This window comes from Sphingomonas turrisvirgatae, from assembly GCF_001721295.1.
GTDB classification, from domain to species: Bacteria; Pseudomonadota; Alphaproteobacteria; order Sphingomonadales; family Sphingomonadaceae; genus Sphingomonas; species Sphingomonas turrisvirgatae.
In genome coordinates this window covers 1-15,918 of sequence record NZ_MDDS01000003.1, presented here as the reverse complement: position 1 = coordinate 15,918, position 15,918 = coordinate 1, and the positions used below count along the sequence as shown (strand labels likewise).

The 15,918-nt window shown below is 66.6% G+C and carries 18 protein-coding genes; 10 read left to right on the top strand and 8 right to left on the bottom strand.

The window, feature by feature from the left end:
- Positions 1 to 4: 4 nt before the first annotated feature.
- The 4 genes from recF to BFL28_RS00075 all read right to left on the bottom strand — a co-directional run bounded on the left by recF (position 5) and on the right by BFL28_RS00075 (position 3,973).
- Positions 5 to 1,063 (bottom strand): DNA replication/repair protein RecF, encoded by a 1,059-nt coding sequence (recF, locus tag BFL28_RS00090; RefSeq protein WP_069318612.1) that lies wholly within the window; start codon positions 1,061 to 1,063, stop codon positions 5 to 7.
- Positions 1,064 to 1,116: 53 nt separating this feature from the next.
- Positions 1,117 to 1,917, bottom strand: a complete 801-nt coding sequence (locus tag BFL28_RS00085; protein ID WP_241527154.1) for a Coq4 family protein — start codon at positions 1,915 to 1,917, stop codon at positions 1,117 to 1,119.
- A 67-nt stretch (positions 1,918 to 1,984) separates the two neighbouring features.
- Positions 1,985 to 3,088, bottom strand: coding sequence for a DNA polymerase III subunit beta (gene dnaN, locus BFL28_RS00080; protein ID WP_069318611.1), 1,104 nt, complete (start codon positions 3,086 to 3,088; stop codon positions 1,985 to 1,987).
- A 228-nt stretch (positions 3,089 to 3,316) separates the two neighbouring features.
- Positions 3,317 to 3,973 carry an outer membrane protein gene (locus tag BFL28_RS00075; protein WP_069318610.1) on the bottom strand — a complete coding sequence of 219 codons (657 nt, stop codon included), beginning with the start codon at positions 3,971 to 3,973 and terminating at the stop codon, positions 3,317 to 3,319.
- 182 nt (positions 3,974 to 4,155) lie between these two features.
- Here BFL28_RS00075 and BFL28_RS00070 point away from each other — a divergent pair, with 182 nt between their 5' ends.
- Positions 4,156 to 4,782 carry a histidine phosphatase family protein gene (locus BFL28_RS00070; protein WP_069318609.1) on the top strand — a complete coding sequence of 209 codons (627 nt, stop codon included), beginning with the start codon at positions 4,156 to 4,158 and terminating at the stop codon, positions 4,780 to 4,782.
- Positions 4,779 to 5,240 carry a hypothetical protein gene (locus tag BFL28_RS00065; protein WP_069318608.1) on the top strand — a complete coding sequence of 154 codons (462 nt, stop codon included), beginning with the start codon at positions 4,779 to 4,781 and terminating at the stop codon, positions 5,238 to 5,240. Before BFL28_RS00070 ends, BFL28_RS00065 begins: the two co-directional genes overlap by 4 nt.
- 62 nt (positions 5,241 to 5,302) lie before the next feature.
- Here the strand turns inward: BFL28_RS00065 and BFL28_RS00060 are convergent, their stop codons facing one another.
- Positions 5,303 to 5,704 carry a DUF4168 domain-containing protein gene (locus BFL28_RS00060; protein ID WP_069318607.1) on the bottom strand — a complete coding sequence of 134 codons (402 nt, stop codon included), beginning with the start codon at positions 5,702 to 5,704 and terminating at the stop codon, positions 5,303 to 5,305.
- 150 nt (positions 5,705 to 5,854) lie between these two features.
- On the opposite strand from BFL28_RS00060, the gene rlmN reads away from it, so the two are divergent.
- The 5 genes from rlmN to BFL28_RS00040 all read left to right on the top strand — a co-directional run bounded on the left by rlmN (position 5,855) and on the right by BFL28_RS00040 (position 10,661).
- Positions 5,855 to 7,063, top strand: a complete 1,209-nt coding sequence (gene rlmN, locus BFL28_RS00055) for a dual-specificity RNA methyltransferase RlmN (protein ID WP_069318606.1) — start codon at positions 5,855 to 5,857, stop codon at positions 7,061 to 7,063.
- 69 nt (positions 7,064 to 7,132) lie between these two features.
- Positions 7,133 to 7,891: a sulfite exporter TauE/SafE family protein gene (locus BFL28_RS00050; RefSeq protein ID WP_069318605.1), complete on the top strand. Its 759-nt coding sequence runs from the start codon at positions 7,133 to 7,135 to the stop codon at positions 7,889 to 7,891.
- Positions 7,884 to 8,780: a cytochrome b/b6 domain-containing protein gene (locus tag BFL28_RS19970; protein WP_079246832.1), complete on the top strand. Its 897-nt coding sequence runs from the start codon at positions 7,884 to 7,886 to the stop codon at positions 8,778 to 8,780. Before BFL28_RS00050 ends, BFL28_RS19970 begins: the two co-directional genes overlap by 8 nt.
- A complete protein-coding gene (locus BFL28_RS00045) occupies positions 8,687 to 9,388 on the top strand; it encodes a molybdopterin-dependent oxidoreductase (RefSeq protein WP_079246842.1) in 702 nt (233 codons plus the stop codon). Before BFL28_RS19970 ends, BFL28_RS00045 begins: the two co-directional genes overlap by 94 nt.
- 46 nt (positions 9,389 to 9,434) lie before the next feature.
- Positions 9,435 to 10,661: an SAM-dependent methyltransferase gene (locus tag BFL28_RS00040; protein ID WP_069318604.1), complete on the top strand. Its 1,227-nt coding sequence runs from the start codon at positions 9,435 to 9,437 to the stop codon at positions 10,659 to 10,661.
- On the opposite strand, the gene BFL28_RS00035 is transcribed toward BFL28_RS00040, so the two are convergent.
- The 3 genes from BFL28_RS00035 to BFL28_RS00025 form a co-directional block, all read right to left on the bottom strand.
- Positions 10,647 to 11,009 (bottom strand): EF-hand domain-containing protein, encoded by a 363-nt coding sequence (locus BFL28_RS00035; RefSeq protein WP_069318603.1) that lies wholly within the window; start codon positions 11,007 to 11,009, stop codon positions 10,647 to 10,649. The genes BFL28_RS00040 and BFL28_RS00035 overlap by 15 nt on opposite strands.
- A gap of 27 nt (positions 11,010 to 11,036) precedes the next feature.
- Positions 11,037 to 11,729, bottom strand: a complete 693-nt coding sequence (locus BFL28_RS00030) for a CDP-alcohol phosphatidyltransferase family protein (RefSeq protein WP_069318602.1) — start codon at positions 11,727 to 11,729, stop codon at positions 11,037 to 11,039.
- Positions 11,730 to 11,796: 67 nt separating this feature from the next.
- Positions 11,797 to 12,219 (bottom strand): DUF1801 domain-containing protein, encoded by a 423-nt coding sequence (locus BFL28_RS00025; RefSeq protein WP_069318601.1) that lies wholly within the window; start codon positions 12,217 to 12,219, stop codon positions 11,797 to 11,799.
- Between the two features lie 191 nt (positions 12,220 to 12,410).
- On the opposite strand from BFL28_RS00025, the gene BFL28_RS00020 reads away from it, so the two are divergent.
- From BFL28_RS00020 to BFL28_RS00010, 3 genes are read left to right on the top strand one after another with little or no spacing between them, the layout of a single operon-like run.
- The gene (locus BFL28_RS00020) at positions 12,411 to 13,628 is read left to right on the top strand and encodes an argininosuccinate synthase (RefSeq protein WP_069318600.1); all 1,218 of its coding nucleotides are present in this window, start codon (positions 12,411 to 12,413) and stop codon (positions 13,626 to 13,628) included.
- Positions 13,629 to 13,666: 38 nt separating this feature from the next.
- Positions 13,667 to 14,305, top strand: a complete 639-nt coding sequence (locus tag BFL28_RS00015) for a hypothetical protein (protein ID WP_069318599.1) — start codon at positions 13,667 to 13,669, stop codon at positions 14,303 to 14,305.
- Positions 14,306 to 14,328: 23 nt separating this feature from the next.
- Positions 14,329 to 15,870: a hypothetical protein gene (locus tag BFL28_RS00010; protein WP_069318598.1), complete on the top strand. Its 1,542-nt coding sequence runs from the start codon at positions 14,329 to 14,331 to the stop codon at positions 15,868 to 15,870.
- Positions 15,871 to 15,918: the final 48 nt, after the last annotated feature.

Sequence of the window (15,918 nt, the reverse complement as noted above, 5' to 3'; positions counted from 1 at the left end):
CGGCTTAAGCCAAAATGATCCCTTCACCGACGGTGTAGCGGGTTGCCTTACCCGCGCCGTCGAACAGCGCGGACTCGGTGCCGGTCATCCACACCTGACCGCGCCCGGCGAGCCGTTCGAACAACGCGACGCGGCGGCTGGGATCGAGATGCGCGGCGACTTCGTCGAGGAGCAGGATCGGTGTTCGCCCGGTGCGGTCGGCGACGAGTTCGGCATGGGCGAGAACGATGCCGAGCAGCAGTGCCTTTTGCTCGCCGGTCGAGCAAAGCTGCGCTGGCTGTGCCTTGCCGAGATGCGTGACGATCATGTCGTCGCGATGCGGGCCAGCCAGAGTGCGGCCAGCGGCGGCATCGCGCGCGCGGCCGGCACGAAGCTGCGCGGCAAGATCGCCAGGCGGCGGGCCATCGAGCGCAAGGCCGGCGCGCGCGAAGGCGCCCTCGGGCTGGGCGGCGAGGCGGCCGGCAAGGGCGGCGACCGCGTCGCGGCGTGCGGTGTCGATCGCCGTGCCATGCTCCGCCATGCGCGCCTCCAACGCCGTGAGCCAGTCCGGGTCAGCAGGGTCGTCCCCCGACAGCAGCCGATTGCGCTCGCGCATGGCCGCTTCGTAGCGCGTGGTGTGGTGCGCATGGCCGGGGGCGAGCGCAAGCGTCAGACGATCGAGGAAGCGCCGCCGTTCGCCTGCCGGCTCGACGAACAGGCGATCCATGGCGGGGGTGAGCCACAGGACGGTGAGCCATTCCGCGAGGCTGGTGGCGGCAGCGGGCGCGCCGTTGATGCGCACGATGCGGCGTTCAGGGGCAGCAGGCTGGGTGCCGGTGCCGAGTTCGATGTCGATGCCCAGCGTCGCCGCCACGCCGAATCCGCCCGTGCCGCCCTGTCGCGCCATGTCGCCGAGCGGCGCCCGGCGCAGGCCGCGGCCGGGGGCCAGTAGCGAGACGGCTTCGAGAATGTTGGTCTTGCCCGCGCCATTGTCGCCGGTCAGCACAACGAAGCCGGCTTCCGGCTGAAGCAGCGCATCGGCGTGATTGCGGAAGTCGGTCAGGACAAGGCGGGTGAGGGCCATCGGCTCGGCCTTAGCGCAGGCCAAAGCCCGCGCACAGCCGCGACGCGCCGCGATCAGATCCCGGTCTTGCGCATTTCGCGAAGCTCGGCCTGCGCCTTGTCATAGGCGAGCGTCGGCACGATGCCCAAGCGCTTGCGCGCCTGGTCGAGCGGTTCGGCGAGCAGTTGCTCGTAATCCTCGGCCGAAAGCCATTTCGCGCGCTTGCCGCGACGGTATCCTTCGATCACGGCGCGCGCGAAGCTGGTCTTGCCGGTGATACGCAGGCTCTTGAGCGCAGCGCCGCCGGCGATGAACACCCAGCCAAGCCCCTTGGTCTGGCCATAGGAAAAGGCGGCGAGGCAGGCTTCGCCGAGCGGCTCGTCCGCCTGATAGCCGGTCAGGATGTGCCAGATATCGTGCACGTCGCGCTCGCGGCGGCCGAACCACGCATGGGGATGTTCGGCCTGGGCGCCGATACCTTCGGCCGTGCTCAATTCGACCAGGCCCTGCGCCGAATAGCCGGTGCGGTCGAGAAAGTCGCGATAGGCGGCGGCGACGGTGCCGGCCGGGAAGCTGTCGATCCAGTCGCGATCCGACAGACGCTCGGCAAGCTCGAGCCGCTGATAGGCAAGGCGCCCGCCGTTCGGCGTCTTGAGCAGACGGCGATAGTTGCGCCCGGCGATGTCGCCGTTGAGCGCGCGCATAATGCGGAACACCTGGATCGTGTCGTCCGCATTGCGCAGCAGGCGGACGAGCGCGCGCAGGGCCGTGCCCCATTCGCGTTTCGGCGTCTTGGTCCAGTCAATCGGATCGAGCGCCGGCGACGCCATTGCCGGCGTGTTCGGGGCGGTCTGAAACTGAGCTTGCGTTGCCATGGCATCCACCATTACTGACATTGATGTCAATAATAGGTGAATGCCGCCCGATAATCAACCGGCTGGCTCAGACACGCATTGGCATCAGAACGTAGAGCGCGGGCGACTTGTCGTTCTCGCGGATCAAGGTGGGCGCGGCGGCGTCGGCGAGGTGGACCTCGACCATGTCGCCTTCGACTTGGCCCAGAATGTCCATGAGGTAGCGCGAGTTGAAGCCGATCTCAAACGGCTGGGCGGCGTAGTCGCCGGGCACTTCCTCGGCAGCCGTGCCGTTGTCGGGGCTGGTGACGGAGAGGGTGATGCGATCGCGATCGAGCGCCATCTTCACCGCGCGAGTCTTTTCCGTCGCGATGGTGCTGACGCGATCGACGCCCTGCATGAAGCTGCGCGGATCGATCTTGAGGATCTTGTCATTGCCCTGCGGAATGACGCGCGAATAGTCGGGGAAGGTCCCGTCGATCAGCTTGCTCGTCAGGATCGCAGCGCCAAGGTCGAAGCGAATCTTCGAGCCGGACAGCGAGACGCCGACCGAGCCATCGACTTCGTCGAGCAGCTTGCGCAGTTCGGCGACGCATTTGCGCGGCACGATCACGTCGGGCATCGCTTCCGCGCCGTCGGGGCGGGCGACGGTGACACGCGCCAGGCGGTGGCCGTCGGTCGCCGCGGCCTTCAGCACATCGTCGGCGACGTGCAGGAAGATGCCGTTGAGATAATAGCGCGTCTCTTCAGTCGAAATCGCGAAGCGCGTCTTGTCAATGATCTGCTTCAAGGTTTCGGCCGACAGTTCGAAGACGGTCGGCAGTTCGCCCTCGGCGATCACCGGGAAATCGTCACGCGGCAGGGTGCCGAGTTCGAACTTGGCGCGGCCGGCGTTGATCTTGATCTTGCCCTCAGCCGCGGCGAGTTCGACCTGAGCGCCTTCAGGCAGCTTGCGGGCGATGTCGAACAGCGTGTGCGCGGGGACAGTGATCGCGCCCGCTTGATCCACCGCCGCCGGCACGGTCTCATCGATCTGCAGGTCGAGGTCCGTTGCCATCAGGCGAATCGATCCCTCCAGCGAAGCCTCGATCAGCACGTTCGACAGGATCGGAATGGTATTGCGCCGCTCGACCACCGATTGGACGTGGCTCAAGCCGCGGAGCAAAGTTGCGCGTTCGATCGTCGCTTTCATGTGTGTATCCAAACCCCCGAGGGCGGTCGCCCTGTTCCGACGGCTGGTTAGCCGCGCGAAGTTCGAGATATCCTTAACGCGAAAAAGGGCCGGAGCAAGCGCCCCGGCCCTTCGTCAAATATAGTTGTGGAAGAATCGGCACCCCTTGGGGTCTGTCGCGCTTCGCCCGGCCATGCTGTCCGATAAAGGTAGCCGGGCGATTCGCGCCGATACTCCGCCGGCTGCCGCTTAGAAGCGGATGCCGACGCCAGCCACGATCTGATGACGATCGGTGTCGATGTCGAAATTCTCGGTCGTCGCACCGCTGCGATATTCGAAGTTCGCGTTCGAATAGTTCGAGTAGCGATATTCGAGCTTGGCGAAGGTGTTGGTGCCGATCGCCTGCTCGATGCCCGCGCCCAGGCGCCAGCCTTCGAGATCGAAATTCTCGCGCAGTTCGGTCGTGCCGTCGCTGGCCAGTACGTTCAGGCGAGCATTGGTGTAGCCGCCCTTGGCATAGATCAGCGTGCTGGGGGCGGCGAGGACGCCGGCGCGAACGCCGACATAGATGTCGCGACCCGCAGCGACTTCACCGAAGCCGAGGAAATCGGGATTGTTGGTGCTGGTCTTCTGCTTGGCGGTCGAATCCGCCAGCTCCGCCTCGACGCCGAGGACCGCGCCGCCGATCGAGAAGTCGTAGCCGAGTTCGACGCCATAGTTGAAGCCGTCGACATTCTCGTTGACGCCATCGATGTCGGCGTCCTCACTGCTGCCCGGGCGAAGGATGTCATAGCCGGCGGTCACGCCGACGCGCGGGCCGGTGAACTGCGGATTGACCTGGTCCTGCGCCATCGCGGGGGCGGCGGTTCCGGCCAGCAGCACCGCTGCGATCATCAGGTTACGCATTACAAAACTCCATTCAAACACGCCCCATCACGCGGGGCAGGGTTCAAATAGTTACGCGGGCGCGATGTTTCATGAACCTCAGCTAAACAAAGTCGCCTGTGATATTCGGGCAACACAGCGTGGCAGGATTGTGGCACATAAAGCGCTTGCCTTGATGCCGCCGCGAATGGGACACGAGCGCGATGCGCAAGGGACGCGACTTCATCGCACGGCATGGCGAGACGGTGTTCAATGTGGCGCGGCGGCTGCAGGGCGACCATCCGCATACGCCGCTGACCCGCGCCGGCTTTGCTCAGGCGGACGGAATGGGGCGGGCGTTACGCGCGTTGCTGGGCGTGCGGCCGCAGCTGACCCTGTGGGCTTCGAACACCGGGCGTGCGTTGCAGACGCTGGCGGTGCTCGCCGAGCATCTCGAGCTTGATTGGCATGCCGCGCGGCAGGATTCGCGGCTGACCGAGATCGGCATGGGCAGCTGGGGCGGGCGATACTATGCCGACATCATCGCCGAAGGTGGAAATGTGATGGTGCCGGGCGGCCTCATCCGGTCGCCGCCCGATGGCGAGCCCTTTGCCGACATCGCCGCGCGTGTGTCGGCGTGGCTGGCCGATACGGACGAGGACGAAGGCGACCGGCTGGTCATCATGCACGGCGTGTCCAGCAGGGTGCTGCGCGGCGTGATGACCGGGGCGGATGCGCATCCCGAATTTGCCACGCCGATCGCGCCGGGCCTGCCGCAGGGATCGGTCGTGATGATCGAGCGAGGCATGGAAACGGTCGTCCATACCGGCAGCGGGCACGCGCCGGCATGATCGCGGCATTGGTGCTGATAGCCGCCGTTCAGGGGCAGGCCCGCGAGGCGCTGGGCGTGTTCGACAGCTGGGGCGCGTTTCGCGATGCCGCGCCGTCGCGATGCTATGCGATCAGCGAGCCGGTGCAGGCGCGGCGCGGGGCGTTTGCCAGCGTTGCCAACTGGCCGCGTTCGGGCGCGCGCAACCAGCTGCATATCCGCCTGAGCCGGGCGCGCGATCCGCGCGCGAAGGTGACGCTGTCGATCGGGGAGCGCCGCTTCGAACTGTTGGCGGGCGCGAGCGATGCGTGGGCGCCGGACGCGCGCACGGACCTCGCCATCGTGACCGCGATGCGGTCGGGTCGCAGCATGAGCGTGGAGACGCTGGCGCGCGCTGGCCGCGCCTTTGCCGACGTCTATGCGCTCAAGGGCGCGGCGACGGCGATCGACGCAGCGGCGTTGGGATGTGCGCGGCGTTGACAAGAGGGTGGGCGTTGCAGCGGCGATAGACCCAGAGCCGCTGCAACGCCCGGGGGGACGAGTTATTGAGCCGGAGTCGCGGGCGCAGCCGGCGCAGCGGCGTTCTGTTCGGCGACGATCGCCGCCTGGATGCGCTGTTGAAGCGCAGCGTCCGATCCCGACGCGACCGCAATCTCGTTGAAGCGGGTCGGCTGGATGCCGGCCGCAGTCACCACTTCGGCGAGCTTCTTGGGCTTGTCCGCATCGGGCAGGGCGGTGTCCTTGTTCACCTTGTCCACCGCGATCGCGGCCTTGGCGAAGCTGGTGATCTCCGCATCGCTGGCGGTCACGGGGGCGCCCGGCGCGGCGGGTGCCGCTGGTGCCGCCTGCGGGGCCTGTGCGGGCGCGGGTGCTGCCTCCTGCGCGATGGCGGGCGCGGCGATCAGCGCGGCGCCAGCAGTCAGGATGGCGTGAAACTTGGTCATGAAACTACTCCAAACACGAAGAAAACCGTGCCCCCGCGTACAAGGCTTCCAGCGGGCGCGCCGCCTCGCAACTCCCCATCGACGCGCCGTGGCGTCAGCGGGATGGGCCGGGGAGTGGAAATTGCGTCATTTTCCCGCTATATGGCGCGAATGCAGACAGCCTCGGCCCCGCTCATGCCCATCCCCGGGCACATCGATCCCGTGCCCGTGCCGCGCGATTTCAAGCCGCGCGCAGATGGACGCATCGACCTGCTCGGCCTGTCCAAGGCGGACTTGCGCATGGCGCTGGAGACGGCGCAACTCGAGCCGAAACAGGCGAAACTGCGCGCCAAGCAGCTGTGGCACTGGATCTACAATCGCGGCGTCACCGACTTTTCGCTGATGACCGACATCAGCAAGCAGTTGCGCCCGTGGCTGGAGCAGCGCTTTGCCATCTCGCGCCCGCAAGTGGTCGAGGCGCAGGTGTCGACCGACGGCACGCGCAAGTGGCTGCTGCGGTCCGATGACGGCCAGGACTATGAGATGGTGTTCATCCCGGACGCCGATCGCGGGACGTTGTGCGTGTCGAGCCAGGTCGGCTGCACGCTCAATTGCCGATTCTGCCACACCGGCACGATGCGGCTGGTCCGCAACCTGGAGCCGGGCGAAATCGTCGGGCAGGTGATGCTGGCGCGCGATGCGTTGGGTGAATGGCCGAGCCAGCCGGAAGGGCGGATGCTCACCAACATCGTGATGATGGGCATGGGCGAGCCGCTGTACAATTTCGACAATGTGCGCGACGCGCTGAAGATCGTGATGGATGGCGATGGCCTTGGCCTCAGCCGCCGGCGCATCACCCTGTCGACCAGCGGCGTGGTGCCGATGATGGCGCGCGCGGGCGAGGAGATCGGCGTCAACCTGGCCGTCTCGCTGCACGCGGTGACCAAGGATGTGCGCGACGAGATCGTGCCGTTGAATCGCAAATACGGGCTGGAGGACCTGCTGCAAGCCTGTGCCGACTATCCGGGCGCGAACAATGCGCGGCGCATCACGTTCGAATATGTGATGCTGAAGGACAAGAACGACAGCGACGAGGATGCGCGCGAGTTGGTCCGGCTGATCAAGCAGTACAAGCTGCCGGCCAAGGTCAATCTGATCCCGTTCAACCCGTGGCCCGGCGCGCCGTACGAATGCTCGACGCCCGAGCGGATTCGCGCGTTCCAGGAAATCGTGTTCGGCGCAGGGATTTCGGCACCGGCGCGCACGCCGCGCGGGCGGGACATCGATGCGGCCTGCGGACAGCTGAAGACCGCCGCCGAGAAGAAGTCGCGCGCCGAACTCGACCGGCTGGCCGACGAAAAGCAGGCGGCGCTGGGCTGAGCCATCGTCCCTGCGGTCGTCCGGGGCCGCAATGCTGGACAGGCCGCGCCGGGTAGGCGAGGGAGCGGGATGCTCGACATTTCCACCCTGGCCCTGGCGGCGGTGTCCGGACTGGCCGGCGGCGCGATGAACGGGCTGGCGGGCGGCGGTAGTTTCGCCACCTTTCCAGTGCTCATCGCGCTCGGCCTGCCGGCGAACATCGCCAATGCGACATCGAACGCGGCGGTGATGCCGGGCGCGGGGGCGAGCGCGTGGAGCTTTCGCAAGGAGCTTGCGCCCGTCGCCGGATTGTCGGTGGCCAGCCTGGCGACGATCACCTTTTTCGCGGGGCTGGTGGGCAGCACGCTGCTGGTGCTGACGCCGAGCGACCTGTTCGATGCGTTCGTGCCGTGGCTGTTGCTGTTCGCGTTCGTCGTCATGCTGCTCGGCCGGCGCGCGGCCGACTGGCTGCATGCGCGCGTGGCGATCGGTCGGCCGACCCTGGTCGTCGCGCAATCGTTGCTGGGCGTCTATGGCGGCTATTTCGGCGGTGGCGTCGGCATGATCCTGACCGCGGTCTATGGCCTGCTGGCGAATATGGAGCCGCGGCGGCTGTTCGCGATCCGCACGCTGATGCTGTTCGTCGCCAATCTGGCAGCCTCGATGATCTTCGCCGCCTTTGGCATGATCGCCTGGCCGCTGTGCCTTGCCATGGCGACGGGCGCCGTGTTCGGCGGATGGCTGGGCGCATGGATCGGCAAGCGGTTGTCAGCCGGTGCGGTGCGCACATGGACCTTGCTTGTCACCGGCGCGACGACGATGGTGTTCTTCGTGAGAGCCTATGCATGAGCGATCGGATCAGGAGCCGGGTTCGCCGGAGGGCGGTGCAGTGGCCGCTCCGCCCATTACACGCCACGCGCTGACCACGCGTATCTGGCATTGGGTGAGTGCGGTCAGCGTGATCGTGCTGCTGGGCAGCGGGCTCATGATCCTGAACGCGCATGGGCAGCTGTATTGGGGCGAATATGGCGCGAACTTCGACCAGCCCTGGTTCAAGCTGATCTGGCTGTTCGACGATGCGCGCGTGCCGGGCTGGCTGACGATCCCGAGCAATTACAATCTGGCGCTGGCGCGGCGCTGGCACCTGTTCTTTGCGCTGGTGCTGGCGTTCGCGCTGCTGGGCTACATGATCGCGAGCCTGATCGACCGGCATTTTCAGCGCGACCTGCGGATCCGTGCAGACGAGTTGCGTGCCGCGCGGCTGATTGCCGACGCGAAGGCGCACGCCCGGCTGGAATTCCACGACCCCGCCGATCCGCGCGCGTACAACATCTTCCAGAAGCTGAGCTACGTCGCGGTGATCTTCATCCTGCTGCCGCTTGTGATCTTCACCGGCCTCGCCATGTCGCCGGGGATGAACGCGGCGTGGCCGTGGCTGCTGGATGTGTTCGGCGGACGGCAGAGCGCGCGATCGGTGCATTTCATCGTCGCAATGCTGCTTGCGGTGTTCACGATCGTGCATCTGGCGCTGGTCATCCTTGCCGGGCCGATCAATGAGGTGCGGTCGATGATCACCGGCAAGTGGCGGGGGCCCCAAAGACGCTGCTCACCCCCCCCCACCCGCTCGTCACCCGCGCGGGCGGGCTGCTGGCCGGCTGCGACGCGATCGGGCGGAGCGAGGCGGGGCGCGACGTGCTGTTCAAGGCCGAGGCGGTGCATCGCAGCCTGCAGCGGCTGATTACCGACCGCCATGCGCTGGCGCCCGAATATAGCGAGACGCAGATGTCGCCGCGTTTCCGCTCGAACGGGACTAGCAGGCCGGGGAGCGAAGCCTATGCGCGGCTGATGGCGGGAAATTTCGCCGACTGGCGGTTGACGGTGAATGGCCTGGTGCAGCGGCCGCTCAGCCTGTCACTGGCCAATTTGCGCAGCCTGCCGCAACGCGTGCAGATCACGCGGCACGATTGCGTCGAGGGGTGGAGCGCGATCGGCAAATGGCACGGCCCGCAATTGTCGACCGTGCTGCGGCTCGCCGGACTGCGGGACACGGCCCGCTACCTGGTCTTCCACTGCGCCGATACGCTGATCGGGCGGCCGTATTACGAATCGATCGACCTGATCGATGCCTTTCACCCGCAGACCATCCTGGCCTGGGCGATGAACAACCGCACGCTGCCGGTGGCGCACGGGGCGCCGCTGCGGCTGCGCGTCGAGCGGCAGCTGGGCTACAAGCACGCGAAATATATCATGGCGGTAGAGGCGGTTGCGTCGCTCGACGGCGTGTATGGCGGCAAGGGCGGGCTGTGGGAGGATGCAGCCGGCTATGAATGGTATGGCGGCATCTGACATATTGCGCTTGCGAAGCTGACCGGGGCGGGTAGGTCCTGTCGCCATGGCTATGATCGACATGTTCCTGAGCCGAGCCGTCAAACGCGGCGAGCTCACGGTCATCCACCCCGACGGCACCGCGCGGCTGTTCGGATCGCCCGATCCCGACCTAGCGCCGGTCACGATCCGCTTTGCCAGCTGGGCGGCGGAACGCGCAATCCTGCTCGACCCGGCGCTGGGCGCGGGGGAGGCGTTCATGGACGGGCGCCTCGTGATCGAGCAGGGCGACATCCTGGCGCTGCTGAACCTGTTGACCAGCAACAACAAATGGGAAGCGGCGACCGGCAATCTCGATCCAGGGTTGTTGAAGCGCGGGTTCGACAATGTTCGCTATCGCATCGACCGGATCAACATGGCGCGCCGGTCGAAGCGCAACGTCGCGCATCATTACGACCTGTCGGCGACGCTGTACGACCTGTTCCTCGACGCCGACCGCCAATATTCGATGGCGTACTTCACCGATCCGGCGAACACGCTGGAACAGGCGCAGGCTGACAAGAAGGCGCATATCGTCGCCAAGCTGGCGATCCGGCCGGGGATGCGCGTGCTCGACATCGGCTGCGGCTGGGGCGGCATGGCGCTGTACATCCACGAGAAGACGGGCGCCGACGTGCTGGGCATCACGCTGTCCGAAGAGCAGCTGAAGATCGCGCGCGAGCGAGCGGAAGCAGCCGGGGTGGCCGATCGGGTGAAGTTCGACCTGATCGACTATCGCCATGTCACCGGCCCGTTCGACCGGATCGTGTCGGTCGGCATGTTCGAACATGTCGGGACGGCGCATTACCGCACCTTTTTCCGCAAGTGCCGCGAGTTGCTGGCCGCTGATGGCGTGATGCTGCTGCACACCATCGGGCGACTGGGCAAGCCGGGGGTGACCGACGCGTTCACCGCCAAGTACATCTTTCCCGGCGGCTATATCCCTGCGCTGTCCGAGATCGCGCAAGGCTATGAAGGGCTGCGGCTGTTCCTGACCGATGTCGAGGTGCTGCGGCTGCACTATGCCTATACGCTGCAGGCCTGGTACGATCGCGCAGTGGCGGCGCGAGAGCAGATCGTCGCGCTGTATGACGAGCGGTTCTTCAACATGTGGACCTTCTACCTCGCGGGATCGCTGACGGCGTTCCGCAATGGCGGGCTGGTCAATTACCAGCTGCAATTCTCGCGTTCCCGCAGCGAGCTTCCGATCACGCGCGACTACATGGCGCAGGCCGAGCAGCTATTGCGGGGGTAGCTGCTGGCGGTCCGCGCTGATCGTCGCGGCGAGTTCGGCGCGGCTGACCTTACCGTCGCGGTCGCGGTCGGCCGCCGCAAACCACGCATCCGCGCGGGCATGGTCGGGCAGGCGGGCACCGATCGCAGCGCGCGGGTCGGTCGCCTTCTTCTTTTGCGGTGCGGCGAGCACGGCGTCCGCGCTCGCTTCCAGATCAAAGCGCGCACGGACCTCGTCGCGTTCGATCGCGCCGTCTTCGTTGAGGTCGAGGTCGGCGAAACGTTCGGCGACACGGCGGTCGGCCTCGGCCGCTGGCAGCGGACCGGGGGCGACGCCCATCGCCTGAGCGAGGAGAAGCGCGAGGATCATGGGCGAGCTATCGCAGGATCGAGCTGACTAGCGGTTGAACGGCGGCTGCGCCTCGAGCGCCGCCAATTTGCGTCCGGTGATCAGCGTCTGGCCGACGAAGAGCAGGATCAGCGCGCCCCCGATCGCACCGACCAGAATGTCGAAGCCGGACCATTCACCGAACAGTCCGCGCCCGGACCCCAGCACCATCATCATCACCGTCATGCCGATCAGCACCAACCGCAGCTCGGTCGGCCCCGCCGCCATATATGACAGGCGAAGCTCTCCCACGACGCGAGCCGAGAGAAAGGTGTGGATCGACATGAGAAGATAGCCGGCCAGCGCGATCATCGCGACGTCCATCGTCACGAACGGGCTCAATCCAATGCCCGCGACGATCAGCAGATTGGCAAGGCCATCGCAGCTGTGATCGATGAAATAGCCATAGGATGGCCGCTCGATCCGGCGGAACCGGGCCAAGCTGCCGTCGAGCGAGTCGCCGAACCATTGCACAGCATAGCCGACGATGGCGAGGATCAGCCACATCGGCGACAGATTGCTGGCGACATAGCCCGCGAAGATCATCGCTGCGCCGATCATGCCGAGGATCGTCAGCTTGTCCGGGGTGACCGACGCGGGCATGTGCGCGCAGAGCCAGTTGAGCAGTTGCCGTTCGCGCGCCGCAAGCCAGTTCTGCTGGATTCGATCCAGCGCGGCGGGCGCCTGTCGTAAATTTGTCATACCGCCCTATCTTCCATGTGAAGCGTGGCGGCAATGGGGCGTGGCGACGAGATATCGCATTGCCACGTCAGGCGGGCGGATATCTGCGGTTCATCTCGGCCAGCGAATCGCGAGCGATCGCTTCGAGCACGGCCAGGTCGATGTCGGCGAGCTTGTTGATGTATAGGCATGAGGCGCCGGTCTTGTGCTTGCCGAGCCGTGCGAGCTTGTCGGCCTCGCCATCGCGACCGCTCAGTACGTACAAGACCAGATTGGCCTTGCGCGGCGAGAAGCCGAGCCGGCACATCGTCCCCGAACGGCCGCTGTCATACGTATAGCTGTAGCTGCCGAAGCCGACGATCGAGGGTCCCCACATGCGCGGTTCCTCGCCCGTGATGCGCTGGAGGAGGTGACAGACGGTTCTGCCATCCGCCTGCCGCTGCGGCGGCTCGACCGCGTCGAGAAAGGCGGCGACGCTGGTTGCGCTTGGCTGGGTCTTGAGTTCGGCCATGACGGTTCTCCGCTGGCTCGCATCCTAACATGGATGCGCTGCGACGAAAGCGGGGCGCATCGCGGGGTCTTGCTGGTGACCCTTTGCGGGCTCTGCGCGGGAGCGAGGATCGTCAAGCGACCGCCAATGTTGCACCTGCGTCCACACAGGCCTAGAGCGCGCGCGACTTTTCCTCTGGAGCTGATGTTACGATGGCCGATCAGATCAACCGCGTCGTCCTTGCCTATTCGGGCGGGCTGGACACCAGCGTGATCCTGAAATGGCTTCAGCAGGAATATAATTGCGAGGTCGTGACCTTTACCGCCGATCTGGGGCAGGGCGAGGAACTGGAACCGGCACGGCAGAAGGCGCTGAACGCCGGCGTCAAGCCGGAGCATATCTTCATCGACGATCTGCGCGAGGAGTTCGTGCGCGATTTCGTGTTCCCGATGATGCGCGCCAACGCGTTGTACGAGGGCACCTACCTGCTCGGCACCTCAATCGCGCGGCCGCTGATTTCCAAGCGACTGATCGAGATCGCGAAGGAAGTGAATGCCGATGCGGTGAGCCATGGCGCGACCGGCAAGGGCAACGACCAGGTCCGTTTCGAACTGTCGGCCTATGCGCTGAACCCGGACATCAAGGTCATCGCGCCGTGGCGGGAATGGGACCTGACCAGCCGCACCAAGCTGATCGAATTTGCCGAAGCGCACCAGATCATGGTGACCAAGGACAAGCGCGGCGAGTCGCCTTTCTCGACGGACGCGAACCTGCTGCACACCTCGTCGGAGGGCAAGGTGCTGGAGGATCCGTGGCAGGAAGTGCCCGACTACGTCTATTCCCGCACCGTGAACCCGGAAGACGCGCCGGACACGCCCGAATATATCACGATCGATTTCGAGAAGGGGGACGGCGTCGCGCTGAACGGCGAGGCGATGTCGCCGGCGACGCTGCTCACCGCGCTTAACGAGCTTGGCCGCAAGCATGGTATCGGCCGGCTCGATCTGGTCGAGAACCGCTTTGTCGGCATGAAGTCGCGCGGCATGTACGAGACGCCGGGCGGCACGATCTATTCGATCGCGCATCGCGGTGTTGAATCGATCACGCTGGACCGTGGCGCCGCGCACCTGAAGGATGAACTCGCGCCGCGCTATGCCGAGTTGATCTATAACGGCTTCTGGTTTGCGCCCGAGCGCGAGATGCTGCAGGCGGCGATCGACCATAGCCAGGAAAAGGTCGCGGGCACGGTGCGGCTCAAGCTCTACAAGGGCAGCGCCAGCGTCGTCGGGCGCAAGTCGCCCAATTCGCTCTACAGCGAGAAGGTGGTGACGTTCGAAGACGACCAGGGCGCTTACGACCAGCGCGACGCGGCCGGGTTCATCAAGCTCAACGCGCTGCGGTTGCGTCTGCTGGGACGGCGCGAGGGCTGAAGCGCGGAACACAAGCGGCGCGCGGGCGTCGTGAGGGGATGCGCCATTATCTCCTGACGCCCGCCCTGTTGCTCGCCGCCTGCGGATCGCCCGACCCGGCACCGCAGCCGAGCGCCACGCCAACGCTGTCGAGTGAGGTGGCGACGCCGACTTCTACGGTCGCGGCGACGCCGGCCCCGGCAGCCTCGTCTTCCACGCGCTTCGTCGCGGCGGACCTTGTGCGCCAGCAATGGGGGAAGGCCGAGAACCGCGAAACCTGCGCGCCCGTGGCCTTTACCGATGTCGGTGGCGCGGATGGCACGCCACGCGCGGCGACGTTCAGTGGCGGCTGGGCGGTGGCGTTTGATCTGCCCGATCGGCGCAGCGCATATGGCGTAGCCGGACCGGGCCTGGTCCAAGCCGATCGCGGCCCGCCCTATGCCAAGTCACGCGAGCTGGCGGAGCAGTGGCCGTACCGCATGGAACTCGACCAGCTCGAGCGGCCGTCCTTTGCCGGCTATGGTCTGGAAGGGGCCAAGCCGTATCACGCGGCGAACTCGACGGGCCAGGGTGAGAACTCGCTCGCTTATGTGCGCATCCATCGCCAGCAATGTACGTATAATGTGTGGAGCCGGCTCGGCCGGGCGCACCTGGAGACGTTGCTGCGCGGATTGCAGCTTTTGCCGCGACAAAATTAACCATGATGCGCTAGCGCCGGTCCATGGGGCCGGCGCGTGCAGGCAATTGGCGTGAACAAGCGCTCGCGATCCTGATCGCGGGCCTGCTGACGCTCGCCTGGACGATCGCCGACTGGGCGCGATTGTCGGCGCTGATCCTGCCGGATCCCGACGACATGATGCGGCTGGCGCAGATCCGCGACTGGATCAGCGGGCAGGCGTTCGGCAATGTCACGCAATATCGACTGGGCAGTGGCCTTGCCATGCATTGGTCGCGCTTGCCCGACCTAGTGCCGGCGGCGTTGATCGTGGGTCTGGAGCCGATCAGCGGGCGGCATGGCGCGGAGCTGGTGGCGGTGATCGCTTGGCCGGCGATGCTGTTCGCGGCGACGCTGACATTGCTGGCCGGGATTGCGCGGCGGCTGTCCGGGCAAGCGCAGGCGGGAATCGTCGCGCTGCTGCTTGGCGCGCTCGCCTATCCGGCGACAGGGGTCTTCATGCCGGGACGGATCGATCATCATGGGCTGCAGCTCGTGCTGCTGCTGGTTGCCGTGCGCGCGATGATTGCCGCCCCCTCGGCCCGCGCCGGTGGCGTGGCGGGCCTGGCCATCGCCGCGAGCCTGGCCATCGGGCTGGAGAGCGCGCCGCTGTGCGCCCTTGTGCTGGCGTCGCTGGCCCTGCGCTGGGCGCTTGGAGGCGAGGGCAGGGCAGTGATCGCGGCCGGGGTGGCGCTGGCAAGCGGCACGGCGGCGACGGCGCTGGTGCTCGCGCCGGGGGTTTGGCCGGCGAGCTTGTGCGATACGTTCACCCCGCCGGTCGCATGGCTGACGATGTTGGCGGGCGTGCTGCTGGCGCTGGCTGGCGCCATACCGGGATCGCGCGCGTCGGCCGGCCGCCTGGCGGCGCTGGCCGCCGCGGGCATCATGCTGGTCACCGCCGCACCGTGGCTGGCGCCGGCCTGTCTTGCCGGCCCCTATGGCGCGGTTTCGCCGTTGCTTCGCACGCTGTGGCTCGATCACGTCGCCGAGGCGCAGCCGCTGCTAAAGACGCCGATGGCGGTTGTGATCGGCTATGCCGGGTTGATGCTGGCCGGAATGGCCGCGGCGACCCTGAATGCATGGCGAAATCCACGCGACGCGGCGGCGCTGGCTTGGGCTGGGTTGCTTATCGGCGCGTTCCTGCTGTCGTGCATCCAGCTGCGGCTGGCGCCGTTCGGCGCGGCGCTTGCCGTTCCGGTACTGGCCTACGCCGTAGTGCGAACCCGTGCGCGGGGGCGGCCGCTGGCGACGGCGGCAGCCTGGGCCGCTTCGGCCGGGATCCTCTATCCGCTCGCGGCATCGGCGCTACCGGTGACGAGCCCGCCTGAGCCGGCCCGTGCGCCCTGTCTGACCCGGGCGAACCTGGGTCGCATCGCCGCGCTGGGCCACGGCATCGTCGCCGTGCCGCTCGACATGGGTGTCTATGTGCTGGCCACCTCAAGCCATCGAGTGTTGGCCGCGCCCTATCACCGCAACGGCGATGCGACCCAGGTTCGCCCGGGTCAGACAGGGCGCACGGGCCGGCTCAGGCGGGCTCGTCACCGGTAGCGCCGATGCCGCGAGCGGATAGAGGATCCCGGCCGAAGCGGCCCAGGC

Excerpts from the sequence above, each read along its gene's own strand:
- recF (WP_069318612.1), bottom strand. The coding sequence starts at position 1,063 with ATGGCCCTCACCCGCCTTGTCCTGACCGACTTCCGCAATCACGCCGAT.
- BFL28_RS00010 (WP_069318598.1), top strand. The coding sequence starts at position 14,329 with ATGGGGCCGGCGCGTGCAGGCAATTGGCGTGAACAAGCGCTCGCGATC.
- rlmN (WP_069318606.1), top strand. The coding sequence starts at position 5,855 with ATGCAGACAGCCTCGGCCCCGCTCATGCCCATCCCCGGGCACATCGAT.
- BFL28_RS00020 (WP_069318600.1), top strand. The coding sequence starts at position 12,411 with ATGGCCGATCAGATCAACCGCGTCGTCCTTGCCTATTCGGGCGGGCTG.
- BFL28_RS00050 (WP_069318605.1), top strand. The coding sequence starts at position 7,133 with ATGCTCGACATTTCCACCCTGGCCCTGGCGGCGGTGTCCGGACTGGCC.
- BFL28_RS00065 (WP_069318608.1), top strand. The coding sequence starts at position 4,779 with ATGATCGCGGCATTGGTGCTGATAGCCGCCGTTCAGGGGCAGGCCCGC.
- BFL28_RS00075 (WP_069318610.1), bottom strand. The coding sequence starts at position 3,973 with ATGCGTAACCTGATGATCGCAGCGGTGCTGCTGGCCGGAACCGCCGCC.
- BFL28_RS00015 (WP_069318599.1), top strand. The coding sequence starts at position 13,667 with ATGCGCCATTATCTCCTGACGCCCGCCCTGTTGCTCGCCGCCTGCGGA.
- BFL28_RS00030 (WP_069318602.1), bottom strand. The coding sequence starts at position 11,729 with ATGACAAATTTACGACAGGCGCCCGCCGCGCTGGATCGAATCCAGCAG.
- BFL28_RS00040 (WP_069318604.1), top strand. The coding sequence starts at position 9,435 with ATGGCTATGATCGACATGTTCCTGAGCCGAGCCGTCAAACGCGGCGAG.
- BFL28_RS19970 (WP_079246832.1), top strand. The coding sequence starts at position 7,884 with ATGCATGAGCGATCGGATCAGGAGCCGGGTTCGCCGGAGGGCGGTGCA.
- BFL28_RS00035 (WP_069318603.1), bottom strand. The coding sequence starts at position 11,009 with ATGATCCTCGCGCTTCTCCTCGCTCAGGCGATGGGCGTCGCCCCCGGT.
- BFL28_RS00025 (WP_069318601.1), bottom strand. The coding sequence starts at position 12,219 with ATGGCCGAACTCAAGACCCAGCCAAGCGCAACCAGCGTCGCCGCCTTT.
- BFL28_RS00060 (WP_069318607.1), bottom strand. The coding sequence starts at position 5,704 with ATGACCAAGTTTCACGCCATCCTGACTGCTGGCGCCGCGCTGATCGCC.
- dnaN (WP_069318611.1), bottom strand. The coding sequence starts at position 3,088 with ATGAAAGCGACGATCGAACGCGCAACTTTGCTCCGCGGCTTGAGCCAC.
- BFL28_RS00085 (WP_241527154.1), bottom strand. The coding sequence starts at position 1,917 with ATGGCAACGCAAGCTCAGTTTCAGACCGCCCCGAACACGCCGGCAATG.
- BFL28_RS00070 (WP_069318609.1), top strand. The coding sequence starts at position 4,156 with ATGCGCAAGGGACGCGACTTCATCGCACGGCATGGCGAGACGGTGTTC.